The 23,638-nt window shown below is 58.4% G+C and carries 27 protein-coding genes and 1 pseudogene; 18 read left to right on the top strand and 10 right to left on the bottom strand.

The window, feature by feature from the left end; translation table 11 throughout:
- From ACIPL2_RS28725 to ACIPL2_RS28740, 4 genes are all read left to right on the top strand, one after another.
- The coding region (locus ACIPL2_RS28725) for a ribonucleotide-diphosphate reductase subunit beta (RefSeq protein WP_401362302.1) at positions 1–667 on the top strand (667 nt) is incomplete at its 5' end.
- A 360-nt stretch (positions 668–1,027) separates the two neighbouring features.
- The gene (locus ACIPL2_RS28730; protein ID WP_401362305.1) at positions 1,028–1,591 is read left to right on the top strand and encodes a Bro-N domain-containing protein; all 564 of its coding nucleotides are present in this window, start codon (positions 1,028–1,030) and stop codon (positions 1,589–1,591) included.
- A 121-nt stretch (positions 1,592–1,712) separates the two neighbouring features.
- A complete protein-coding gene (locus ACIPL2_RS28735) occupies positions 1,713–2,426 on the top strand; it encodes an HNH endonuclease (RefSeq protein ID WP_401362308.1) in 714 nt (237 codons plus the stop codon).
- Positions 2,427–2,806: 380 nt separating this feature from the next.
- Positions 2,807–3,796, top strand: a complete 990-nt coding sequence (locus ACIPL2_RS28740; protein ID WP_401362311.1) for a hypothetical protein — start codon at positions 2,807–2,809, stop codon at positions 3,794–3,796.
- A 3-nt stretch (positions 3,797–3,799) separates the two neighbouring features.
- Here ACIPL2_RS28740 and ACIPL2_RS28745 read toward each other — a convergent pair whose 3' ends face one another.
- Both ACIPL2_RS28745 and ACIPL2_RS28750 read right to left on the bottom strand, forming a co-directional pair.
- Positions 3,800–4,168 (bottom strand): hypothetical protein, encoded by a 369-nt coding sequence (locus ACIPL2_RS28745; RefSeq protein ID WP_401362314.1) that lies wholly within the window; start codon positions 4,166–4,168, stop codon positions 3,800–3,802.
- 72 nt (positions 4,169–4,240) lie between these two features.
- Complete coding sequence (locus ACIPL2_RS28750; protein WP_401362317.1) at positions 4,241–5,056, bottom strand: sulfite exporter TauE/SafE family protein; 816 nt, start codon at positions 5,054–5,056, stop codon at positions 4,241–4,243.
- 112 nt (positions 5,057–5,168) lie between these two features.
- Between ACIPL2_RS28750 and ACIPL2_RS28755 the strand changes: the two genes are divergently transcribed.
- The 3 genes from ACIPL2_RS28755 (at position 5,169) to ACIPL2_RS28765 (ending at position 6,619) form a co-directional block, all read left to right on the top strand.
- Complete coding sequence (locus ACIPL2_RS28755) at positions 5,169–5,936, top strand: AraC family transcriptional regulator (protein ID WP_401362320.1); 768 nt, start codon at positions 5,169–5,171, stop codon at positions 5,934–5,936.
- 93 nt (positions 5,937–6,029) lie between these two features.
- Positions 6,030–6,347 (top strand): XRE family transcriptional regulator, encoded by a 318-nt coding sequence (locus ACIPL2_RS28760; protein WP_401362323.1) that lies wholly within the window; start codon positions 6,030–6,032, stop codon positions 6,345–6,347.
- 11 nt (positions 6,348–6,358) lie between these two features.
- Positions 6,359–6,619: an XRE family transcriptional regulator gene (locus tag ACIPL2_RS28765; RefSeq protein WP_401362326.1), complete on the top strand. Its 261-nt coding sequence runs from the start codon at positions 6,359–6,361 to the stop codon at positions 6,617–6,619.
- 51 nt (positions 6,620–6,670) lie between these two features.
- On the opposite strand, the gene ACIPL2_RS28770 is transcribed toward ACIPL2_RS28765, so the two are convergent.
- A complete protein-coding gene (locus ACIPL2_RS28770) occupies positions 6,671–7,729 on the bottom strand; it encodes an MBL fold metallo-hydrolase (protein ID WP_401362329.1) in 1,059 nt (352 codons plus the stop codon).
- A 216-nt stretch (positions 7,730–7,945) separates the two neighbouring features.
- Here ACIPL2_RS28770 and ACIPL2_RS28775 point away from each other — a divergent pair, with 216 nt between their 5' ends.
- Positions 7,946–8,557 carry a TetR/AcrR family transcriptional regulator gene (locus ACIPL2_RS28775; protein ID WP_401362331.1) on the top strand — a complete coding sequence of 204 codons (612 nt, stop codon included), beginning with the start codon at positions 7,946–7,948 and terminating at the stop codon, positions 8,555–8,557.
- Between the two features lie 125 nt (positions 8,558–8,682).
- A complete protein-coding gene (locus tag ACIPL2_RS28780) occupies positions 8,683–9,210 on the top strand; it encodes a DUF1003 domain-containing protein (RefSeq protein ID WP_401362334.1) in 528 nt (175 codons plus the stop codon).
- Between the two features lie 6 nt (positions 9,211–9,216).
- Here ACIPL2_RS28780 and ACIPL2_RS28785 read toward each other — a convergent pair whose 3' ends face one another.
- On the bottom strand, positions 9,217–10,158 hold the full coding sequence (locus tag ACIPL2_RS28785) for a LysR family transcriptional regulator (RefSeq protein ID WP_401362336.1): 942 nt from the start codon (positions 10,156–10,158) through the stop codon (positions 9,217–9,219).
- A 15-nt stretch (positions 10,159–10,173) separates the two neighbouring features.
- Here ACIPL2_RS28785 and ACIPL2_RS28790 point away from each other — a divergent pair, with 15 nt between their 5' ends.
- Together ACIPL2_RS28790 and ACIPL2_RS28795 are read left to right on the top strand one after the other, a co-directional pair.
- Positions 10,174–10,881 (top strand): CTP synthase, encoded by a 708-nt coding sequence (locus tag ACIPL2_RS28790; protein WP_401362339.1) that lies wholly within the window; start codon positions 10,174–10,176, stop codon positions 10,879–10,881.
- Positions 10,878–11,201 (top strand): antibiotic biosynthesis monooxygenase family protein, encoded by a 324-nt coding sequence (locus ACIPL2_RS28795; RefSeq protein ID WP_401362342.1) that lies wholly within the window; start codon positions 10,878–10,880, stop codon positions 11,199–11,201. The genes ACIPL2_RS28790 and ACIPL2_RS28795 overlap by 4 nt, the downstream gene beginning before the upstream one ends.
- Before the next feature lie 142 nt (positions 11,202–11,343).
- Here the strand turns inward: ACIPL2_RS28795 and ACIPL2_RS28800 are convergent, their stop codons facing one another.
- The gene (locus ACIPL2_RS28800) at positions 11,344–11,670 is read right to left on the bottom strand and encodes a DUF2025 family protein (RefSeq protein ID WP_401362345.1); all 327 of its coding nucleotides are present in this window, start codon (positions 11,668–11,670) and stop codon (positions 11,344–11,346) included.
- 233 nt (positions 11,671–11,903) lie between these two features.
- Here ACIPL2_RS28800 and ACIPL2_RS28805 point away from each other — a divergent pair, with 233 nt between their 5' ends.
- The gene (locus ACIPL2_RS28805; protein ID WP_401362347.1) at positions 11,904–13,031 is read left to right on the top strand and encodes a glycerophosphodiester phosphodiesterase; all 1,128 of its coding nucleotides are present in this window, start codon (positions 11,904–11,906) and stop codon (positions 13,029–13,031) included.
- Between the two features lie 183 nt (positions 13,032–13,214).
- Entirely contained in the window at positions 13,215–13,523 is a 309-nt protein-coding gene (locus ACIPL2_RS28810) for a PepSY domain-containing protein (protein ID WP_401362349.1), read from the top strand.
- A gap of 69 nt (positions 13,524–13,592) precedes the next feature.
- On the opposite strand, the gene ACIPL2_RS28815 is transcribed toward ACIPL2_RS28810, so the two are convergent.
- On the bottom strand, positions 13,593–14,471 hold the full coding sequence (locus ACIPL2_RS28815; RefSeq protein ID WP_401362381.1) for a methyl-accepting chemotaxis protein: 879 nt from the start codon (positions 14,469–14,471) through the stop codon (positions 13,593–13,595).
- Between the two features lie 54 nt (positions 14,472–14,525).
- Positions 14,526–15,218 (bottom strand): annotated as a pseudogene (locus tag ACIPL2_RS28820) (methyl-accepting chemotaxis protein); the annotation flags it as partial.
- Between the two features lie 268 nt (positions 15,219–15,486).
- Between ACIPL2_RS28820 and ACIPL2_RS28825 the strand changes: the two are divergent.
- Complete coding sequence (locus ACIPL2_RS28825; protein WP_401362352.1) at positions 15,487–16,509, top strand: transporter; 1,023 nt, start codon at positions 15,487–15,489, stop codon at positions 16,507–16,509.
- Positions 16,510–16,720: 211 nt separating this feature from the next.
- Positions 16,721–18,337, top strand: coding sequence for an inorganic phosphate transporter (locus ACIPL2_RS28830; protein WP_401362355.1), 1,617 nt, complete (start codon positions 16,721–16,723; stop codon positions 18,335–18,337).
- Between the two features lie 134 nt (positions 18,338–18,471).
- Here ACIPL2_RS28830 and ACIPL2_RS28835 read toward each other — a convergent pair whose 3' ends face one another.
- Positions 18,472–19,368, bottom strand: coding sequence for a LysR family transcriptional regulator (locus tag ACIPL2_RS28835; protein WP_401362357.1), 897 nt, complete (start codon positions 19,366–19,368; stop codon positions 18,472–18,474).
- A gap of 121 nt (positions 19,369–19,489) precedes the next feature.
- Between ACIPL2_RS28835 and ACIPL2_RS28840 the strand changes: the two genes are divergently transcribed.
- On the top strand, positions 19,490–20,248 hold the full coding sequence (locus ACIPL2_RS28840) for an SDR family NAD(P)-dependent oxidoreductase (protein WP_401362360.1): 759 nt from the start codon (positions 19,490–19,492) through the stop codon (positions 20,246–20,248).
- Between the two features lie 45 nt (positions 20,249–20,293).
- Here the strand turns inward: ACIPL2_RS28840 and ACIPL2_RS28845 are convergent, their stop codons facing one another.
- Positions 20,294–21,148 carry an NmrA family NAD(P)-binding protein gene (locus ACIPL2_RS28845; RefSeq protein ID WP_401362363.1) on the bottom strand — a complete coding sequence of 285 codons (855 nt, stop codon included), beginning with the start codon at positions 21,146–21,148 and terminating at the stop codon, positions 20,294–20,296.
- A gap of 112 nt (positions 21,149–21,260) precedes the next feature.
- Between ACIPL2_RS28845 and ACIPL2_RS28850 the strand changes: the two genes are divergently transcribed.
- Positions 21,261–22,172, top strand: coding sequence for a LysR substrate-binding domain-containing protein (locus ACIPL2_RS28850; RefSeq protein ID WP_401362366.1), 912 nt, complete (start codon positions 21,261–21,263; stop codon positions 22,170–22,172).
- On the opposite strand, the gene ACIPL2_RS28855 is transcribed toward ACIPL2_RS28850, so the two are convergent.
- The gene (locus ACIPL2_RS28855; RefSeq protein ID WP_401362369.1) at positions 22,150–22,596 is read right to left on the bottom strand and encodes a multidrug/biocide efflux PACE transporter; all 447 of its coding nucleotides are present in this window, start codon (positions 22,594–22,596) and stop codon (positions 22,150–22,152) included. The genes ACIPL2_RS28850 and ACIPL2_RS28855 overlap by 23 nt on opposite strands.
- A gap of 89 nt (positions 22,597–22,685) precedes the next feature.
- Here ACIPL2_RS28855 and ACIPL2_RS28860 point away from each other — a divergent pair, with 89 nt between their 5' ends.
- Positions 22,686–23,540, top strand: coding sequence for a LysR family transcriptional regulator (locus tag ACIPL2_RS28860; RefSeq protein ID WP_401362372.1), 855 nt, complete (start codon positions 22,686–22,688; stop codon positions 23,538–23,540).
- The last annotated feature ends 98 nt before the right edge of the window (positions 23,541–23,638 follow it).

Genomic DNA, 23,638 nt, shown 5'->3' on the forward strand with positions numbered 1-23,638 from the left:
CCAGTACTGCATCGAATCGTTGGCCATGGATGAAGGCGAGATCTTCAACATGTACCACGAGATCCCATCGGTCGCGAAAAAAGCCACCTGGGGCCTCAAATACACCCGTTCGATCTCCGATCCGAAGTTCGAAACCGGCACCGTCGAAACCGACAAAGAACTGCTGCGCAACCTGATCGCCTACTACTGCGTCCTGGAAGGCATCTTCTTCTACTGCGGCTTCACCCAGATCCTCTCCATGGGCCGCCGCAACAAAATGACCGGCGTCGCCGAGCAGTTCCAATACATCCTGCGCGACGAATCCATGCACCTGAACTTCGGCATCGACGTGATCAACCAGATCAAAATCGAAAACCCACACTTGTGGGATGCTGAAATGAAGGAAGAAGCTTCGCAGATGATTCTGCAAGGTACTCAGCTGGAGATCGAATACGCACGTGACACAATGCCTCGCGGCGTATTGGGCATGAACGCGGCGATGATGGAGGACTACCTGAAGTTCATCGCTAACCGTCGTCTTTCGCAGATTGGGTTGAAGGAAGAGTATCCGGGGACTACGAACCCGTTCCCTTGGATGAGCGAGATTATGGACTTGAAGAAAGAGAAGAATTTCTTTGAGACGCGGGTTATTGAGTATCAGACGGGTGGGGCTTTGAGCTGGGATTGATTCCTGAGCTTGCCGCGATTTGACGATGTAAATCGACAAATCGAAATACTAAAAGCCCCGATCTGATCGGGGCTTTTTTATTGGGTAGGAAAAATCTTACTTACCTCTGCGCTCACCGCCAAAACTCCTACAACAACTCCAGACCTTTCTGCATTGATGACTATTCAAAGCGCTTCTAAGCTCTATTGCAGGTGCCTAAGAAACGCCCAACGTAGAAGCTAATTCCCTCACCCAGTACGCATGCTGATTTCGGCGATGTATGCGTAATCCTGAGAGTGAGAGAAACGGCTCGTTGGGATTTCTTAGATCCTCTACGTTGGGTTCCGGCCCTCTTCAACTTCATACGTAGAGGTAATGGATATGCCTGCACACATCCCACATCGATCGGTTGCGACTGATCCTTTCAGCCCGACAATCTTCACTCGCCATAACCTCGCCCTCCACGCACTCCTGCTGGAAAACCAACCATGGTTCTGTGCCCGCGATCTCGGTCGTTTAATAGGCGTCCACTTGAATGATCGCGTGGTCAGCAAACTCGACGAGGATCAAAGGCACACATTGTTGATTCGCTACCACGGTCAACCGGAGCAACGGTTGATGCTTAGCGAGTCAGGTGTATATGCCTTGTTGGTGTATCACTACGCACCGGTGAATCGATTGTTACGTGAGTGGTTAACACATCAGGTTGTCCCGGCATTGCGTGATGCATTGCCGTCGGACAATGCCGATCGGCCGATGTTGAGTTTGTTGGATTGGCCGGAGATGTCGTTGAGTCTGTTGCATTGGCAGGATGAGGGCTGGATTCGACTACGGGATATGCCGTTGCTGCTGCTCAGCCGCACACGACGGCGGGTGCCGGTGGGTAAGTCTTGGTGGCGGAAGGTGTTGGAGGTGGTTCAGTCGTCGAGACCTTCGGTGAGTTAGTGCAGCGGTGTCTTTTGTAGGATCGATTGAAAGATGCGTCGCTCATTTCTGTAGGAATTTTCGTAGACAGTCGTAATGACCACTCAGTATCGTCCGAGGGTTTTCAACCCTCGGCGATTGTATGAGCGTAAAGAAAAAAGCAAGCGATTGGAGCGTTCCCGAGATTAGGGCTGCGGTGGATGCGTATTTGAAGATGCTCGCGCTAGAGCTAAGCGGTCAGAAATTCGTGAAGACTGTAGAAAATCTTGCGCTCCGCGAAGCGGCCTTACCCACTCGCACCGAAGGCTCTGTTGAATTCCGGATGCAGAATATCTCCGCTGTTCTGATGAAAATGGAGCGGAATTTCATCAGAGGATACAAGCCCGCCAGAAACGTCGGTTCGAACGTTGAAGAGGCAATCCGAGCGGTACTCATTGAAAAAGGCGTTAAACCCGGCGATCCAACAGCTCCGACAGCTGATGAAGAAACCCTGGAGCGAAGAGCCGCAGCGCTAGAGAAACTACCTCTTGAAGATGAACCTGCGGGCATTTTGAAGCCGAAGCGAGCTTCCGCCCAAGGCACTTCCTTCATACGTGACCCGAAAGTTAGAGCCTGGGTTCGTAAGAAAGCTAAAGGGATATGTGAAGGATGCGGTCAACCGGCACCGTTCATCAAAAATGACTCGCCCTATCTTGAAGTCCACCATGTTAAGCACTTGGCGAATAAGGGTTCGGATCGAACGAGCAACGCTGTGGCGCTTTGTCCGAACTGCCATCGACGCTGTCACCACTCGAATGATAGCGAGGAATTCACTGAGTCGCTTTATCAGACAGTGAAGCGGTTGAAGCGTGAGTAAGTGCCGTTGATGCTCGACATCATTACTCATGATGAAGCTGCTGGTCAGCGAGGTAAGCGAATTGGGATTGCGCTTCGTGCATTTTTACTTGTATCCGTTCATTCATATGGCACCTCCATGGAGTTGGCCACGCTAGCTGAAGGCTGAGATTTTCGATAGGCGTGGCGAGTCCGCTCTTGGCGGTGCTTCCGTTGCAAGTTGTGAATGTTGGTGCGTAGAACCAGATACTCAGTGGTGTTCTTGAGTTTTTCGCGAGCAAGCTCGCTCCTACAGATCCGATGCATTGCTGCGGGTTTTGCGGCGTGTTGAAAAACAGTCAGTGCAACCTGCCCCTCCTCCCGCTATTAATACCCTTCCCCACTCAAGGACCCGAGCCCACCATGAAATTCGACCTCGCCTACTGCCTCAGCCTCGACGACAAGCTGTCGATCTATGACGTGCGCGATTTGAATTTCGACGAAACCATGGAGTTCGATTCCGCCAAGGAGCACTTCCAGTGCCCCAACGATGCCTGTCGTTTGGCCTTCGACGCAGCGAATGTGTTGACGACGTTCAACGCCAAGAATGTGAATTACGTTCGCACCCCGCACTTCAAGAACACGCCCAGCACGAGGCATGTGGCGGATTGTCCTTATGTCAGTCTCAAGACGCCGGCGCCAGGTGTGGACGCCGACGGTGCGGAAACGGATGACAGTCGTGAGGAGCATTTCCCGTCGGAGTTGTTACTGACTCGGCGTGAGTATGTGCGAAAGCTGTCGGCCCCGGCGGTGGCTACGGACGTGACGCGGGATGAGCCGCGAACGCCTTCAGTGGCCAGTGATGTCGAGCACCCGAGCCGCGAGTCAGCGCCGGACAAGACCAGCATCTTCGCCCACCCGGTGGAGTGTTTTGTGTCGAACTTCGAGGACAAGGAGCTGCTCAAGCGTATGCCTTTGAAGATTGGCGAGCACACGGCGCCTTATGGGTCGTTCTTCAAGAAGATCGAATACCTGACGGACAACAAGGGGTTGATTTACTGGGGCAAGATCAAGGAGATCAAGGATTACACCCAGAGCTTTCGCATCGATTTCGAACAGAAGGTCTGGTTCAAGCAAGCGGATGAGGCGAAGAAGAAGCCTTATTCAGTCAATGTTTACCTGAGCAAGAAGTTGATCGACACCTACCGCAAGCGCAAAGCGTTTCTGGAAGAGATCAAGCATGCCATCGACAGTGATGCCGAGTTGTATTGCTTCTTTTATGGTGTGACGCCGGAGTTGAAGCAGGTGCCGAGCAAGAAGAACCCCGAGCAGACGTTCGGGGTGTTCAGTGCAAATATTGAGAACCTGGATCACTTCATTATTCGTGAGGCGCCGGGGTTAGCGGACAAGTAGTTTTCATTCCTGTCGCACGCTCTCTTCAGGCCATTCAAGCACATAGGGCTGACGAACCACTTTCTCTATGTAGCTCAATGCAGGTTCACTGAGAACTGATAACTCTGCATCGGTCAGCAAGTCATGCATGACCATCAACCACAAGCCGCTGAGCGCACTGGAACGGGATTGGCTGTTATTGTCGAAAATCTCGACTATGTCTTTGTCACGATCTCGCATCAGGCGATAGAGCATTCGATACCTGGCATGGGTCGAAAGGGCACCGTGCTGGGTAATTGTTTTGGCGTCGTCCAGGACGCCCTGACAGAAACGATCGAGCGCGATCTCGCGCAGCTCCTTGAATTTCTTCCAGTCACTTTCGAGGATCGACATGACCTTCTCCCGGGTAAAATCCTGAACAGTGTAAAGGGCATATTTTTACGAATAAGCCTACTGACTCCAACCCTACCTGACGCACATACTCAGCATCACCAACACTAGCAAACCAACATAAACCCGCGCATGCACTCGGTCCGGTAACCGCCCGATCCATGGAGTGGCCAGCCTGATTCCCAGCAGTGACCCAATCGTCAAAACCGCAAACGCCAGCAAGTCGACGTAACCGATAAACCACCGCCCCAAGTCAAACTCGCTGAACCCCGCCATCGCCATGTAAGTCAGTGTCCCGGCCAGCGCCACGGGCAAACTGAGTGGATTGGCCATGGACGTCGCCTGACTCATGCTCAACCCACACCGCCGCAACAACGGCACGGTCATGACGCTGCCTCCTACGCCGAGAAACGTAGCGATGGTGCCGATTCCTACACCGCCACCCGACACTTGCACCCTTCCCAATCGACGTGGGATTTTGTTGTCGGAGGGCGTGAGAAAGCCGCGTCTGAACAGGCAATCCACAATGGTCACGCCCAGGTAGGCGATGAAGGCATAGCGAATCACCTCTCCGCTCACCCACATGGCGGCCACCGCGCCGACCACCGCGCCCACTCCGATGTATCCACCTAATGGCCACAGGTAATGGCGAATCAGATTACCAGCGCGGTGGTGTTTTCCGGTGGCGACCAGCGCGTTGACGATCATCACGCAGGTTGAGGTGGCCACCGCAATGTGCATCGCCGATTGACCAATCGGGTCGTTAGCACCGTGGCTGGCCACGAGCATGCGGTACAGCAACGGCACGACGACGAAGCCGCCGCCGAAGCCAAAGAGCACGGCGGTGACGCCGGTCATGCAGCCGAAGAGTGCCAGCAAGAGATAGAACATTGCGCGTCGTCCATTGATAAAGAGCGGTCGACGATAGAGCGATGTGCCTTGGCCTGCTTCAGCAAGTCAGCCAATAATGTTTGCGTTTACGCCAACTGCTGGAAGCCGCTTGATGCGCAATGTTTCGATTGATTTGCTGGACGACACGCCACGGCCGGTGGTGGCTCTCGGTACGGATTATTCCTACGGTCAGCTGTTGCCCCGTCATACACACCGTCGGGCGCAATTGTTGTACGGCGCCACGGGGGTGATGCAGGTCAGCACGCACGACGGCAACTGGGTGGTGCCGCCGCAGCGGGCGGTGTGGATTCCGGCGGGGGTGGCGCACCAGGTGCTGATGCTGGGGGTGAGCACGCGCAGTGTGTACATCGAGCCGGGAACGGTGGATTTAGGGAGCCGCTGCCAGGTGATCAGTGTTTCGCTGTTGATGCGGCACTTGCTGATGGAGGCGGTGGAGGTGCCGTTGGCGTACGACGAGGCTGGGCGCGACGGTGCGTTGATCAACTTGCTGCTGCACGAACTGGCGCGCAGTGCTCATCTGCCGCTGCACATTCCGCTGCCTGTCGATGTTCGGCTGCTGGCGTTGTGTCAGGGCTTTCTACAGCGGCCCGATGCTCATCAGTCGCCGCAGCAATGGGCCGATCAGTTGCACATCAGCCTGCGCACCTTTAATCGTTTGTTCCGCCAACAGACGGAACTGAGTTTCAGCCAATGGCGACAGCGGGCCTGCGTGGTGTTGGCACTGGCGCGATTGGCGGTGGGCGAAACGGTGACGCGCATTGCCCTGGATTTCGGTTATGACAGCCCGGCGGCGTTCTCGACGATGTTCCGACGCATTTTGGGACAGGCGCCGTCCGTCTGGCTGGAAGGGGCGAAATAGCAAAAATCTAAAAATGAATTTGATTCGGGCTCAAAACAACTGTACAAAAACACAGTACATTTTGAATCAGCACTCTCGAGCCCGGAGCACACCATGGCCTCTCTTGCGATGAAAATCACCTTGGAACGTATCGCCCTTTTCCAATTCACCCCGGCCCACTGCGCCCAGGCCCGAGCGATGCTGGGTTGGAGTGTTAAAGAGCTTTCTGAAGAGTCCGGGGTTTCCGTAGATGCCATTGAGCGATTCGAGGCGGAGCATGATGTGCTGGACGTCACGCGGCTGGCGCTGGCGTATCGGTTTGAATCGGAAGGGTTGGTGTTCTTCCCGGGGTTTGCGCCGGGGCGCGGGATGAATGTGAAAGGGTCTACGCCGAATCCGGTGGCGCGGGCGGATTATGCGATGGTTGAGTGAGGTGTCAGCAGATGAATGAAATCGATGGAAGCAACAGTTGCGTTTATGAGGCGCTGGGTTATCCCGATGCTGGTGAGATGCGAGCCAAAGCTGAATACGTCATGAAGATAGGCATGTTGCTCGAAACAGGCCAATTGGGTAAGGCTGAAGCTGCGCAAAGACTAGGGCTTTCTCGGGAGGATCTGAGTGAAATACTCAGTGGGAAATTCCGCGATTTGACCGTGGCAAAGATCTCGGAATATCTCGAACTACTACAGGGTGAACGCAGCTAGTTTGGCTGTCGTGCCCGGGCCGCCGTTAAGGGTCGGCCCGGCAGTACACCATCAAGCGTTCTGAGCTATCACTTGATCACTTTCACCTTCCATCCCCAACCACCACGCACTCCCCCGCTGCGGATGCATCACATTAAACGCCTCACCCATCTGCGGCGTAGTAATCGACACATTCCGCTCCCAGGCCAACGCCAAGATGCGGTCAAACGGTTCATACCACGCATGCATCGACAGATCGAAGGTGCCGTTATGAATCGGCAGCAACCAGCGGCCCTTCAGATCGATATGCGCTTGCAGTGTCTGCTCGGGCTGCATGTGAACATGCGGCCACTCAACGTTGTAAGCACCGGTTTCCATCAGTGTCAGGTCAAACGGGCCGTACTGTTCGCCGATGCGTTTGAAGCCGTCGGAGTAACCGCTGTCGCCACTGAAGAAGATCCGCGTGTCGCCGTCGATCATTACCCACGAGGCCCACAGCGTGCTGTTGCCATCGAACAGACCACGGCCGGAAAAGTGTTGTGACGGTGTGGCGATGAATTGGATGCCGTCGACTTCGGTGCCCTGCCACCAGTCCAGTTGGCGGACTTTGCTGGCGTCGATGCCCCATTTGATCAGGGTGTCGCCCACGCCGAGCGGGGTGAGGAAGTATTGGGTCTTGTCCGCCAGTTTGAGCACGGCGTTGTAATCGAGGTGGTCGTAGTGATCGTGAGACAGGATCACCGCTTCAATCGGCGGCAATTCTTCGAGGCTGATCGGCGGCTGGTGAAAACGCTTGGGGCCGGCCCATTGCACCGGTGAGGCGCGTTCGGCGAAGACCGGGTCGGTGATCCAGAATTTGTCCCGCAGTTTCAGCAAAACCGTGGAATGGCCGAGGCGATAGACGCTGTGATTCGGCGCCGCCAGCAGCGCATCCCGGGTCAGGGGTTGTACCGGGACGGGGGCCGTCGGGCGGGTATTTTTCGGCTTGTGGAAGATCACGTTCCACAGGATGCGCAAGGTTTTACGAAAGCCTTCGCGTTGCACCGGCGTGTGGTTTCGGTACTGCCCTTGAGCCTGTCGAGACGCTTCAGGCGTGGAGGCGTTGTCCGCAGGGGAAGTTGAAGTGGCCATGTCTGAATGACTCCGGGAAAACCGCATGACTCGCGGCGCTCCGTTTTGGGACGATAAATGGCCAAGGCACGCACGCATCAGCCGAAGACTCTATTGTTCACTGCGCAGGATTAACAAAACATTACACTGCACAGTGTAGTTTCAAGGTTGCATCAAAGCCGATCACAAGTAAACTGCCGAGTGTAATTCTTCACTTCTTCCTGCCGAAGCGTACTTATGACAGCTCCACAGCGTCTCACCGACCGAAAACGCGAAGCCATCATTCAAGCGGCGATTGCCGAGTTCCGTGCCAACGGTTTCGACATCACCAGCATGGACAAAATCGCCGCCACCGCCGGCGTGTCGAAGCGCACGGTGTATAACCACTTCCCCAGCAAGGAAGAGTTGTTCGCTGAAATCCTCAATCAGTTGTGGGCGCGCGTTACGGCAGAACAGGAAACCTCTTACCGCCCTGACCTGCCGCTGCGCGAGCAGATGCGCCTGATGCTAATGGCGAAAATGCAGGTGCTGGGCGATGACAACTTTCTCGACCTGGCGCGGGTGGCCATTGCCGCCACCATCCATTCCCCCGAACGCGCCCAGGACATGGTGGCGCGGATGGGTGAGCGCGAAGAAGGCTTGACCGTGTGGATTCGCGCCGCTCAGGCCGATGGCCGATTGAAACCGATCGCCCCCGATTTTGCCGCCCAACAGATTCAGGGAATGCTCAAGTCCTTTGCGTTCTGGCCGCAGATTTCCATGGGCCTGCCAAGCCTGTCGCCCGACATGCAGGCCACCGTGGTGGAGTCAGCGCTGGACATGTTTCTGGCCTGCTATCAGCTGCAATAAATGACAAGGTCTGCCGCTTTAACAGCTGATCAGCCTCTCTGAATTAAACACCGCAATGTGTTTCAGAATGAAACTGGCGCTGGGGCTATAGTGAGCCTCAGTCCCAGCGCCATGCAGAGAGCACCATGACCACCTCGACCACCGACACCCAACCCGCCGCCCACGTCGATCACTTGCGTTTCCACCGTCCCCACGCACACTTGGCACCTACCTTCGGCAACGACAAGTTCGCCCTGCGCGCCGAGGCTTTTGCGCGGTTCTTCGGTACGCCGACCTTTCTCGGTGCGCAGACGCTGATCGTGGTGTTGTGGGTTTGCCTCAATCTGTTTGGCGTGGCCCACTTCGACCTCTACCCGTTCATCCTGCTCAACCTGGCGTTCAGCCTGCAATCGGCGTACGCCGCGCCGCTGATTCTGCTGGCCCAGACTCGTCAAGCGGCGCGGGACAAAGCCCAATCCGATGCCGATGCTCAGCACCGCGAAGCACTGGCCGTGGCCAACAGTGAACGTCAGGCACAGGCAGCGCAGAACACCGCGCAACTGCTGGAACTGCTCGAGCAAAACACTCGCCTGACGCAAATGACCAAGGAACTGACCGAACGCATCGAAGGCCTGACGTCGGAAATGCATCAGCATTTCGTGCGCAAGACCTGACCTGCCTCATGACAGTTTCAGCGCCCGCCCCAGCTCATCGAATAGCGTGACCACCGAGCGCAAGGCGCGGCAATCCGGGCGGGTCAGCAGCCATAGCGCGGTGTCGTAACCGTGCAGTGGCTCGCCCAATGGCTGTAATTCGTCGCTGATCAAAAAGTCCGGCAATGCCGCCACGCCCAACCCCGCCCGCACCAGCTCGGTAACCGACAGCATGCTGTTGCAGCGATAGCTTGGGGTCACGCCCGGCAATGCTCGCCTGCGCCAGGCAATGGTCGGGTGATCGGGAAGGAAATCGTCCGGGGCGATCCAGGTCAGCGCGGCCAGATCCTCGGCATCGACAGACTTCAGATACGCCGGGCTGGCACACACCCGATAAGACACCTCGGCCAGACGCCGACCGACCAGATGTTCGGGCGGGGTGCGGGTCAGTCGCAAAGCGATGTCGGCATCTCGGCGGCTGAGGTTGGCGAAGTCGTTGGACGTGCTCAACTCGAGGGTCAACGCCGGATAGCCGGGCATGAACTTCGCCAGTGCTGGCAACAACAAACCTTGCAGGACCGAATCGGTACAGGTCAGGCGCACGGTGCCGCTGATGACTTCACCGCCCTGCTCCACGCCAATGCGCGCCGCCTCCAATGCTTGTTCGGCCCGTTCAGCCTGTTCGGCCAAGGTCTGCGCCAGGGTGGTTGGCAAGTAACCGGCGCGGCTCTTTTCGAACAGTTGCTGGCCCAGCGCGGCTTCCAATCGGCGCACGGCGCGAAACACCGTTGAGACATCGACCTTCAACAGCGTAGAGGCTCGCGCCAGAGAGCCGCCGCGTACCAGCGCGAGGATCAGCGACAGGTCCGGGTAGTCCAATCGATAGTGCGCCGGTGCATTGATCACTTGGAGTAACGCCAATATTGAGTGCGTGAACGCCAATCTATAGTGGCTGCCAGGAATCAACAAGCGTGGAGCGCACCCATGGAAACCCGCCCAATCCGCATCGCCCTGATCGGCGATTACGACCCGCAAGTCACCGCCCACCAAGCCATCCCCGTCGCACTCGGCTTGGCCGCCGAACAGTTAAACCTGGACGTGCAATTCGAATGGCTGGCCACCGACTGCATCAACTCACAAACTCCGCTGCAGAACTTCGACGGTTTCTGGTGCGTGCCCGCCAGTCCGTACCGCGACATGGATGGCGCATTGCGAGCGATTCGTTTTGCCCGCGAACATCAACGACCTTTCCTCGGTACCTGCGGCGGTTTTCAACATGCGGTGCTGGAATACGCCCGCAATGTGCTGGGCTGGGAAGATGCCGAGCACGGCGAGACATCGCCCGACGCGGCCCGAGCGCTGCTCACTCCGTTGAGCTGTTCGTTGGTTGAAGCGGTCGACGGAATTCACCTGGTTGAAGGTTCGTTGATCGCCAAGGCGTACGAAATGGCTGAGATTCGCGAAGGGTATCGCTGCCGTTATGGTGTGAATCCGGTGTTTGAACAGGCGTTGCTGAGCCAACAACTCAGCGCCGTTGGACAAGACTCGGCGGGGGATTTAAGAGCGGTGGAATTGTGCGGGCATCCGTTCTTTGTCGCCACCCTGTTCCAACCGGAGCGTGCCGCGCTCAAGGGCATTCTGCCGCCGCTGGTCCGTGGGTTGATCGAGGCGTGTGCGAGGCAGGCGTCATGATCGCCAATACGCCGAAAGCGCCCTATTACGCCGTGATCTTTACGTCGTTGCGGACTGAGGGTGATCAAGGGTACGCGGAGGCTGCCGAACGCATGGTCGCGCTGGCTCGCGAGCAGCCTGGCTTTCTGGGGGTGGAGTCGGCGCGGGGCGAGGATGGGCTCGGGATTACGGTTTCGTACTGGGCCAGCGAGGCAGCGATTGTGGCGTGGAAACATCATCCTGAGCACAGTGAGATTCGTGAGCGTGGGCGGTCGACTTGGTATTCGTCGTGTCATACGCGGGTGTGTCGGGTTGAGCGCGATTATGCGTTTAAGCAGTGAAGGTGTGTGCCTTTGAAGCCGCCTTCGCGAGCAAGCCCGCTCCCACATTTGATCTCGGTCGATCACGCAGTGTGTGTACGACGCTGATCAAATGTGGGAGCGGGCTTGCTCGCGAAGGGGCCAGCACCGACACCGCGAAATTTCAGCTCTGTACCAATCTGCGAACCGCCGATATCTCCGGCACTTCCCGCCGATTCATATACACCCGCAACGGCTCGGTAATGTTGATCCGGTCATCGATGTTCTGATCCAGCAACAACTGAATCAACTCGCGCTTAAGTGTCATGGCCTGGTCCGGACCCGCAGCCCAGACAAACTCACTGGTGGGAATGATGCCGTCATCCGCCACGTCCATGCCGAAGGCGTCTTCGCTGAAACGCACGATGTACTGGCCGGTCTTGCGATTGAGGCCGACGAAGCCCTTGAGTTGGTCGGCGGCCTGGCAGATGAGTTCGGAAGTGATGCGCATGCTAAACCTCACAGATTGTCAAAAAGGACCGGTGATCGATGGTTTACACGCAGGGCAAGCGATCGGGTTTCCCTCTGCCGGGGAAACTTCCGGGGCCAAGAGTACTGCAAAGAACCGCACAAAAGCGCTGAAAAAATCTGCTTTAAACACGTTAATGTCGGTCTGGCGATAGCGCTGGCGGCGCTCAGTTGTTAAAAGAGACGTCTTTGAACATCTGCGAAAGGATCTCGACCATGCCTGCTACCTTCTCCAAAAGCGCCCTGATGCTGGGTGTGTTGCTCGGTCTCGGCCAGGCACAGGCGGCCACCGAACCCAGCCCCACCGCGCTCGCCACCCGTTTGGGCATCCCGCATCCGGCGGTGATTGCTCACCGTGGCGCGTCTTTCGATGCACCGGAATCCACTGCGGCGTCTTACAAACTGGCCCGCGATCTGGGCGCCGACTACCTGGAAATGGACCTGCAACGTAGCAAGGATGGCGTGCTGTTCGCCTTGCACGACAACAATCTGCAACGCACCACCGATGTCGCCACCAAGTTCCCTGAACGCAAAGACAGCCCGGCCACGGAGTTCACGATCGCCGAGCTGAAAACCCTGGACGCCGGCAGCTGGTTCAACAGCGCTTACCCGGATCGCGCGCGCCCTGCCTATGCCGGTCTGAAAATCCTGACCCTCGATGAAATCATCGACATCGCCCAGGGCAACCCGCTGCACAAACCGGGGCTGTACATCGAAACCAAAGAGCCGAAGCAGTTTCCCGGGATCGAGCACGACCTCAAGGAGAAGCTTCAGGATCGCGGCTGGTTGAGCCCGGCCGGTTCGAAACTGGCGAAAAGCGAGCTGGCCGTCGGTCAGGGCAAAGGCAAGGTCGTGCTGCAAACCTTCGAAAAGAGCAGCCTCGAACTGCTTGAAAAAGAAATGCCGCAAGTACCGAAGATCCTGCTGTTGTGGGTGGGCGAAGGCAGCATCGAGCCTCAATCCAAAGTGACGTTCGCCGAGTCCGGCGACAAGGACAAAGCCACTTACTACGCCAAGCAGCAACCCAAATCCAAAGCCGAGTTCCAGCAGTGGGTCGAGTACGCCAAGGCCCAGGGGGCAATCGGCACCGGTCCTTCTGCCGCGCTGACCAAGGGTGGCGATCAAAGCTACTCGGACCTGGTGCAACCGTGGATGAACCAATACACCCACGATCAGGGTTTGTTGGTGCACGTGTACACCATCGACGATGCAGTGGATTACCAGAAAGTCATGGACGCGGGTGTCGACGGCATCTTCACCAACCGCGCCAGTGAGCTGCTGAAGTTCTACAAACGCCCGGCGGCGGCGAGCGTTGCGCAGTTGTTGACGAACAACGGGTATTGATCCAATACCGTGGCGACGCCTTCGCGGGCAAGCCTCGCTCCTACAGGAATCGAACCAACCCTGTAGGAGCGAGGCTTGCCCGCGAAGCTTTTCAAACGACGCGGTCGTGGGAATTAAGGCTGAATTAAGTTGCCCCAATTAATCTGATCCCACTTAAACAGCTCACCCCAAGGAAAGAACTTCATGAAAACCCTGACTGTTCTGTTCACTGCCGCAGCCCTGACCCTCTCCGCTGGTTTGGCTCAGGCTGATGATGTTCCCGTCAACCAGATCCCTCAGTTGGTCAAGGAAGGTAAAATCAAGCCGCTGGAAGAATTGAACCAGATCGTGATGAAGTTGCACCCGGGTGCGACGATTACCGACAGTGACCTGGATAACCACTTCAACGGCTACGAGTACGAAGTCGAACTGAAAGACGCCAAAGGCGTTGAATGGGACGTGGACCTGAACGCCGCCACTGGCGAAGTCCTGAAGAACAAACAAGACGACTGATGCGCACAGCAAAAAGCCGCACGATTTTTCGATCGTGCGGCTTTTTTACGTCTGCGTGATGCGCTTGAATCAGGCGCTCAAGCGCGCCGTCACCTCATTCAACTGCCCCGACAACCCATGCAGGTTGTGGCTCGCCGCTTCGGTGCGTTGCACGTTGTCGAGGTTGGTACTGGCGATGCTGGTGATCTCGGTGAGGTTGCGCGAAATGTCTTCGGCCACTGACGTCTGTTCTTCGGCAGCGGTGGCAATTTGGCGGTTCATGTCGCGAATCGCTTCCACCGCGAGGGTGATCCGTTCCAGCATGGCGCCAGCCTGGGTCACTTGCTCGACACTTTCCTCACTGCGTGACTGCCCGCTTTCGATCGCCTGCGCCGCATCCACCGCGCCGGTTTGCACGGTTTGAATGATCTGGTTGATTTCGATGATCGACGCCGCCGTGCGCTGGGCCAGGCTGCGCACTTCATCGGCCACCACCGCGAAACCACGCCCGGCTTCACCGGCCCGGGCCGCTTCAATGGCGGCGTTAAGCGCCAGCAAGTTGGTCTGTTCGGCGATGCCGCGAATCACTTCCAGCACCTTGCCGATGCGTCCGCTGTCGGTTTCCAGACGACGGATGACCGTGGCAGTGTTGGCAATTTCGCCGCGCATTTGGGTGATGGTGTGGATGGTACCTTGCATGACCTTTTCGCCCTGCTGGGCTGATTGGTCAGCGTCGTCCGCGGCACGTGCCGCATCGGCTGCGTGACGCGCGACTTCCTGGGCGGTAGCGGACATTTCGTTCATCGCCGTGGCCACCTGATCGGTGCGGTTGAACTGCTCGTTGGTGCCACACGCCATGAGGCTGGCAATCGAATTCAACTCGCCGCTGGCGCTGTCCAGGTCCTTGGCGCTGCGCTGCAATCGAGTGAAGGTTTCGGCGAGGAAATCGCGCAGGGTGTTGGCGGCCATCGCCAGTTTGCCCAACTCATCCTGACGGGTGCTCGACACGCGCTCGGCAAATTTGCCCTGGCTGAGTTGCGCCACGTATTCGATCAACTTACGGATCGGTTCGACCAGGTTGCGGTTGACCAGCCACAGGCTCAACAGGCCGATCAACAGCCCTGAGGCGAGCATCACGATGATCCCCAGCAACACTGTTTGGTCGGCATTGGCGCTGATCAGTTTCGACTGTTCGGCACCCTGCTTGCGCAACTCGCTGACCAGTTCGCTCATCTGATCGCTGGTCGCACGGTCCACGCCCTTGACCGCCGTGTCGCCAGCGGTGGGATCGGCGCCCGCCGCCACGTAGGCATCGCGGCCCTTCTGGTACGCCGCGCCCAATTGGCGATGCTCGTCACGCAGGCGTTCAATGCGGGTCTTGAGTTGCGGCTCGATGCCCTTCTGTCCGGCGAGTTCACCGAGGATGCCCTGCACATCACGCTGACGCTCTTCGAACTGCTTCCAGTATTTGTCCAGGTCCGCCGGTTGCTTGCCACGCAGCAGGACGTTTTTCCATTCCTGAACCTGCACCTTGAATTGCAGGTTGGCTTCATCGATCAATTGCGAGGTGTGCAGCGGACCTTCGATCAGGTTCGCGTAGCTCTGCACGCCGCCGGACAGAAAGTGAAAACAGGCCAGGGCGATCAGCAACACGGCCAACAGGCTGCCGCTCAACAGGGCGAGGATTTGCGCTCTCAGGGATTTTTGCAAAAACATCGAGTGATACTCATGACAGGGATGAAGCACGCGGGCGTGCGAGGTGTCCGGACATCCCTGTCGGCGACGCGGGTTCACGACCGGCTTCGCAAAGATCTACCTCCGCGTCATCGGCGTGCGAGCGCCGTTCTTGAGCGGTTCCGACCGCCGGTAGAAGGCCATTTGCCAGCGCCACAGAGCTGTCACAAAACCGTCAAAACTCCTTGCGATGATGCGGCTCAAGTGAACCTGTGAAACCCGCGACAGGCGTCTCCCCTTGCGAGCCCTCATGAACCACAGCATCGACCACAGCCATCGCGACCCGGACCTGTTCGGTCTGCTTTACGGTTTCAGTTTCCGTCCCGGCGAGCGCGGTCGGGAGATCGATTCGGCCAAGGCGTTGCAGTGCCTGCAACAGCCGGATGACGGCGAGGAATTTCTCTGGCTGCACCTGAACCTCGCTCATGCCGCGTGCGAGCGCTGGATGAAAAGCCATCTGGAATTGCCCGAGGAGTTTTTCGAAGCGCTGCATGAAGGCTCGCGTTCGACGCGCATCGAGCATGTCGATTCGGCGTTGCTGGCGGTGGTCAACGACGTGGTGTTCAACCTCAGCAGCATGGTTTCTTCGGATGTCTCGACGTTGTGGGTCTGCGCCCGCAGTCGGCTGATCATCAGCGCGCGCCTGCAACCGCTGCACTCGGTGGACAAGCTGCGCTCGTCGGTGAAGGCCGGCGAATGCTTCCGCTCACCGCTGGAACTGCTGGTGCATTTGTTGCGTGATCAGGGCGAAGTGCTGACCCAGATCGTGCGCAAGACCAGCCTCAGCGTCGACCAGATCGAAGATGAGCTGCTGTCTTCGCGGCTGTCGACCAACCGCGCCGAGTTGGGTGCCAATCGCCGGGTGCTGGTGCGTTTGCAACGGCTGCTGGCGCTGGAGCCGGGCTCGCTGCTGCGCCTGCTCAATCGCCCGCCGCAGTGGTTGCAGAAGGAGGACGTCAAGGAGCTGCGCAAGTCCACCGAGGAGTTCGCGCTGATCATCAATGACCTCACGGCACTGGGTGAGCGGATCAAGCTGTTGCAGGAAGAAATTGCCGCCAACCTCAACGAACAGAGCAACCGCACGCTGTTTACATTGACCGTGGTCACGGTGCTGGCGTTGCCGATCAACATCATTGCCGGTTTTTTTGGGATGAACGTCGGCGGCGTGCCGCTTTCCGGTGATCCGGAGGGGTTCTGGATTCTGGTGGCGCTGGTCGCGACGTTTACCGTGATTGCCGGGCGCTGGGCGTTTCGCAAACGCCAGGATTACTAAGTCCACACCCTTGTAGGAGCGAGGCTTGCCCGCGAAGAACGATGACACGGTGTATCAATCAAACCGCGGCGTTCCCTTCGCGGGCAAGCCTCGCTCCTACAGGGTTGGTGTGTAATTGGGGAAAAAAACAAACACTGACCCAGCGCAGCCTCTCTGTAACATTCAGCAACGATCATGGCAGGCACTCCTTCCCTCCTCAGGATTGTCCGTCATGGCTACTCCTTCCTTCACCACGGCCCCGGCGCCCGCCACCAGTAGTGCCAAGCCGCAATTTGATAAAAAACCCGGCTTGCTGACGATCGTGGTGTTTTTCGCGGTACTGGCTATCGGCTTGCTGTTTACCGCCTACAGCCTGATGCACGACATGAACGAACTCGGCACGGTGGTGACCACCTGGACGCCGTTTCTGTTGCTGGGCGTGGCGCTGGTGATTGCGCTGGGCTTTGAGTTCGTCAACGGCTTCCACGACACCGCAAACGCCGTGGCCACGGTGATTTACACCAACTCGCTGCCGCCGAATGTCGCGGTGGTCTGGTCCGGGTTCTTCAACTTCCTCGGCGTGTTGCTGTCCAGCGGCGCGGTCGCGTTCGGCATCATCGCCCTGCTGCCGGTGGAACTGATTCTGCAAGTCGGCTCGTCCGCCGGTTTCGCCATGATTTTCGCCCTGCTGATCGCTGCGATCCTGTGGAACCTCGGCACCTGGTGGCTGGGCCTGCCGGCCTCGTCATCGCACACGTTGATCGGTTCGATCATTGGAGTCGGCGTCGCCAACGCGCTGATGCACGGCCGCGACGGCACCAGCGGCGTGGACTGGGCACAAGCGACCAAAATCGGTTATGCGCTGCTGCTGTCACCACTGGTCGGCTTCGGCTTCGCCGCCTTGTTGCTGCTGGCGCTGCGCGCCTTCGTGAAGAATCGCGCGTTGTACAAAGAACCCAAAGGCACCACCCCGCCACCGTGGTGGATTCGCGGTTTGCTGATCGTCACCTGCACCGGCGTGTCTTTCGCCCACGGTTCCAACGACGGCCAGAAAGGCATGGGCCTGATCATGCTGATTCTGGTCGGCACCTTGCCAATGGCGTATGCGCTGAACCGCACCATGCCGGCGGATCAGGCGTTGCAGTTCGCCGCCGTGGCGGAAGTCACCCAGCAAGCGTTGGTCAAGGCGGCGCCGCAACCGGCCCCGGCCGACCCGCGTCCGGTACTGTCCGAATACGTGCGTAGCAAGGAAGCCACACCGCAACTGGTGCCGGCGCTCGCGGCGCTGACCGGCCGCATCGGCGCTGAGGTCAAGGGTTATGGTTCGCTGTCGAAGGTGCCTGCCGAGGCCGTGGGCAACGTGCGGAACGACATGTACCTGACCAGCGAAACCATTCGCCTGATGGACAAGACCAAGGTCGGCAACTTCGACGCCGACACCAGCAGCAAGCTGCAACTGTTCAAACAGCAGATCGACAACTCCACGCGGTTCATTCCGCTGTGGGTGAAAATCGCCGTGGCCATCGCGCTGGGGCTGGGCACCATGGTCGGCTGGAAGCGCATCGTGGTGACGGTCGGCGAGAAGATCGGCAAGACTCACCTGACCTACGCCCAGGGCGCCTCGGCGGAAACCGTGGCTATGCTGACCATCGGCGCGGCGGACATGTTCGGGCTGCCGGTGTCGACCACGCATGTGTTGTCTTCGGGTGTGGCCGGGACCATGGTCGCCAACGGCGGTGGGTTGCAGATGAAGACCATCCGTAATCTGCTGATGGCCTGGGTGCTGACCTTGCCGGCGGCGATTCTGCTGTCGGGCAGTTTGTATTGGCTGTTCACCCAATTGTTTTGACCCGCAGCAATACCCTGTGGGAGCGGGCTTGCTCGCGAAGGCGGTCTTACAGTCGACATTGATGTTGAATGTGCAGGCCTCTTCGCGAGCAAGCCCGCTCCCACATTGGTTTTATGTTGATTTCAAAAATGGTGTCAGGTTGTGGATTGGATGACGGCCCCCAACCAATCCATGAATGCCCTGACCCGCAACGGCAGATGCCGTTGCCGGGCATACAGCAGCGACACTTCCATGGGCGGCGCATTGTGCTGAGGCAGCACCGCCACCAACTCGCCGCTGAGCAGGTAGGGTTGCATGCCCATCATCGGCGCCTGCGCCAATCCGAAACCACCCAGGCACGCCGATTCATAACCGTCGGTGCTGTTCACCGTGACGCTGCCTGCCATTGGCAGCCGATGTAACGCGCCCGCTTCCTCATACAAAAAACCTTCCGACCGCGCGCCCAGCACACCGACGTAATGCACCAGTCGATGCTGCGCCAGATCGTCCAGCGTTTCGGGAATGCCATAACGCTGCACATACGCGGGGCTGACGCAATTGACCATGGCGAAGTCGCACAGGTGACGCGCGACCACCGATTGATCCGGCTGCGCGCCAACCCGCACCACGCAATCGAAGCCTTCGCTGAGCAAATCGACGCGGCGGTCGGTGGTGCTGATTTCGAGCTCAAGATTAGGGTGCAGCGCCATGAATTCCGGCAGCCGTGGCATCACGATGCGACGCGCCAGGATGTTCGGCATGTCGACGCGAATCCGCCCGGTGAGTGAGGCCGCATCCTGGCGAAACAGCCCTTCGATTTCGTCCATGTGCGACAGCAGATCCTTGCTGCGCTCGTACAACACCAGGCCGTCCTGAGTCGCCTGCACCTTGCGCGTGGTGCGTTGCAGCAAGCGCGTACCTAACAGCGCTTCCAAGGCCTGCACGTGCTCCGACACGGTGGACCGGGGCAAACCCAGGCTTTCACCGGCGAGGGTAAAACTCGACTTTTCGCTGACGCGAACGAAGGTGCGCAGCAGTTCCAGTTTGTTCATGGGCCGACCTTCTATTGTTCGGATTAACCGACCAGTGATTCCAGTTTCACTCTATTTATCACTACAAGGCGGATAAATAAACTTCCTCACATCAACCAACCACTGCCCTTGAGGAAGTCCCATGAACCGAAAAATCGCACTGATCACCGGCGCCAGCCGCGGCCTTGGCAAAAACGCAGCCCTGCATCTGGCTGCCCAAGGCATCGATATCATTGGCACCTACAACAGCAAGGCTGACGAGGCGCACGCACTGGTCGCAGAAATCGAAAACCTCGGCGGTCGCGCCGCCATGCTGCAACTCGACGTTGGCCGCAGTGAAGGCTTCGCCGATTTCGCCACTCAGGTGGCCGATGTATTGAGCCGCCATTTTGATCGCGAGCACTTCGACTTCTTGATCAACAACGCCGGCATCGGCCTGAACGCGAGCTTCGTCGACACCACGGTCGACCAGTTCGATCTGCTGATGAATATCCATTTGAAGGGGCCGTTTTTTCTGACGCAAAACCTGCTGCCGCTGATGGCGGACGGTGGACGAATCCTCAACGTGTCCAGCGGTCTGACGCGCTTCAGCCTGCCGGGATACGGCGCCTATGCGGCGATGAAAGGCGCGATGGAAGTGCTGACGCGCTACCAGGCCAAGGAACTCGGCGGCCGTGGAATTTCCGTGAATACCTTGGCGCCTGGCGCCATCGAAACCGATTTCGGCGGCGGCACGGTGCGCGACAACAGCGAAGTGAACAGCTACGTGGCTGGCAATACCGCGCTGGGTCGCGTCGGTCTGCCGGACGACATCGGCGCTGCGATTGCGCTGTTGCTGGCACCGGGCAGTCAGTGGATCAATGGCCAGCGTGTCGAGGCGTCGGGCGGGATGTTTCTGTAACTGGCGTACCGTTGAGCGGGCTGAACATAAGCCCGCTCAACCCGTTCAACTGCGCGATAGCAAACGCTGCAGTATTGACGACAGCTCGACCCTGCCCTTACGCGGTTCACCTTCAAACTCGATCCAGCCCTCGTTGAACCCGTCGATCATCTGCATTCGCGGCAACGGGTTGCGCATGCCTTGACTGGTGAACAGTGCCTGCCAGGTTTCGCGCGGCACACTTTGCATCCGTATCGGTTTACCCAGCAGTGCGCTGAAAGCGGCGCCCAGTTGCAGCGGCGTGATGCGTTGCGGGCCTTCCAGTTCGACGATGCGTTTGCCCTGCCATGACGTCTGCAACAGCTCGGCAGCCACTCGACCGACATCCGCTGTGGCGATCATCGGCACCGGTTTATCGAGGGGTTGCAGGAAACTCGGAATCATTCCCGAGCCCATTGCGTGTTCGACGTCCCACTGGGCGTTTTCCATGAACCAGGCCGGACGCAGGAAGGTGACAGGTAACTGCAGATTCGTTAACGCCTGCTCCAGCAATTGCAGCTGGTTCAGCAGGTTGGGCTGAGTGGCTTGGGCGCCGATGGTCGACAGGCACACCACTTTGCCGGGGCGCGCGGCTTCAAGCGCCAGACGGATGTTTTCCACTACTTGCCGGGTTTCCGGGAAGCCCGGTGACGGGTCGAAATTCGATGGCATCATCACAAATACGCCTTCCACGCCGGAGAACGCCCGGGCCATGGCGTCACGATCGTCGACATCAGCAATCGCCACTTCACACCCACGTTGCGCCCACGCCGCACCTTTGTCTGCGCTACGCACCACGGCGCGCACGGCGTGACCGGTGGCCAATAATGTACGGGCGACTGCGCCGCCCACCTGCCCGGTAATGCCCATCACTGCATACATGAACTGTTCTCCTGCTCGAAAACGACGGGTGTCGCGATGGGCAAATAGTCAGCGACAAACGAAGATTCTCCGATAGCATGAATGTCATTGCACACGTGATCAGGAGTCATCAATGAGCTTTGAGGCCGGCCTTGCCAATGGCATGGGCGTGTTCAGCGCGGTGGTCGATGGCGGTAGTTTTGTCCGCGCCGCCGAAGCGCTGGAATTGACGCCATCCGGCGTGAGCCGGGCCATTGCGCGCCTGGAAAAACGCCTGGGCATTCGCCTGTTCGACCGCACCACTCGCACCGTCACCCTCACCGACGAAGGCCGACGGTTTTACGGAGAGATCGCGCCGCTGCTGGCCAGTCTCGAAGAGGCCGCCAACTCGGCATCGAGCAGCGCGATTCAGGTCAGAGGACGCTTGCGGGTCAACATGGACCCGTATTTTTCGCGGCTGATTCTGGGCCCGGCGCTGGGGCGGTTCATGGAGCGCTATCCCGAGTTGTACCTGGAACTGCAAACCCGCGATCAATTGGGCGACATGGTCGCGGACGGTTTTGATCTGGCGGTGCGCTTCGGCCACCCGGTGTCTTCATCGCTGGTGGCGCGCAAACTGCTGGATGTGCGAGTGCTGACCTTGGCTTCGCCGGCTTACTTGAAAAAACACGGGCGACCGCTGACACCGCAAGACATGGAGCACGAGCAGCACGTGTGCATGCAGTTTCGCGATCCGCAAACCGCCCGCCCGTTTGGCTGGGAATTCCATCGTTCGGGAAGGCCGGTGCTGCATGTGCAGCCGCATTGCCGATTGTTGGTCAATGACGTCGGCACGTTGCACAGCGTCTGTGAAAGCGGCCAGGCCATCGCCCAAGTGCTGGACCTGGGGATAGCGCCGGCCTTGAAGGAGGGTCGTTTGGTGGAGTTGTTTCCAGACTGGCCCGACGAGCGTTTTCCGTTGTATGCGCTGTATCCGTCGCGGCATCTGCCGGCGGCCAAGGTTCGGGCGTTTCTGGATTTTGTCACTGAGCTCTGTACGGCTTGACCCGACTAATGACCAGGCGTTCGCGCACCACGTCATACACCCAGTGGTAAACGTAGGTGTACGGCAGGAAAAACAGCAACACACCGATGTCCAGCAGGAACGCTTGCCACAGGCTGATGTTCAGCCACCAGGCAATCAGCGGCACACCGACCGCGACCAGTCCACCTTCAAACAACAAGGCATGGACGACACGCACCCAAGCGTTACGCACAACCTGCAAGCGATCGAGCAGGCGGTCGAACAGGCCGTTGAAGACCACGTTCCAGGCCAGGGCCAGGGCGGCGATCGCCATGGTCACCAGGCCCATGTCGAGCATCGGTTTGTCCATGATCCAGGCCAGCAGCGGGGTACAGATCAGGATGGCCAGCAGTTCGAAACCAACGGCCTGGAAAATACGTTCGGTGATGGATTTGTTGAGGGTCATGATCAGACTCCCTAAGTGACTGTGGTTGCCATGATCGGCCATCACATCGATACTTCATAACCAATAACCATCGATCAAGGCGATAGTTCATGGCATCCCACGAAGTGTTGCAGGCCTTCGTCCAGGCCGCGACTCAGGGCTCGTTTTCCGCTGCGGCACGCAAGCTGGGCCGCAGTCAGTCGACCATCAGCGCGGCGATTGCCAGCCTGGAAATCGATTTGAACCTGACCCTATTCGACCGCAGCAGCCGCAAGCCGACACTGACGCCGGCCGGGCGCGTCATGCTGCTGCGGGCGGAAGAAATTCTGGCCGCCACCAGCCGCCTGGAAATGACCGCCAGCCAATTGTCCGAAGGGGTCGAGGCGAAGCTGACGGTGGCGATTTCCGACACCTACCAGTCCGACCGGTTTGAGGCGGCATTGAGTAGCTTCGAGCAGCGTTATCCCGACCTGGAACTCGAATGCCTGATTGCCGAATGCGATGACCTGGTGGCGCTGGTGCAAAGCGGTCGGGCGCATGTCGCCTTCGCTGAGATGCAGGACAGTTACCCGCCGGATTTGGTCAGCTCGACGGTGGACGAACGCACGGAGATCGCGCTGTTTGTGGCCCATGAACACCCGTTGGCGGCGCTGGGTACAGTCGATCAGGACATGCTGCAACAGCATCGCGAGTTGCGCTTGGCGACCATCGTCAACCCATATGAAAGTCGGGCGAAGGGACGTGTCTGGTCGGCGCCGAGTTACCTGATGCTGATGGAAATGGCCCAGGGTGGGTTTGGCTGGGCACCGTTGCCCCGGTGGTTGGTCGGGCGTTTTGGCGCGGGGACGTTGCAGGAACTTCAGGTTCGCGGCTGGCCGAAAACGGTGTCGGTGGATGCGCTGTGGTCGCGGCAGCATCCCCCGGGGCCGGCGGGGAGTTGGTTGTTGAGCAAGATGCTGGAATAGCGGGAGAGTGTCAGATTTTTTGTGTGCGGGCCGATAACGGCCTGCCGTTAGGCAGGCCTTCATTTCACCAGTTTGGTCTGATGAATCGATCTCCGTAC

This window comes from Pseudomonas sp. NPDC086251 (assembly GCF_044746405.1).
Taxonomy (GTDB): domain Bacteria; phylum Pseudomonadota; class Gammaproteobacteria; order Pseudomonadales; family Pseudomonadaceae; genus Aquipseudomonas.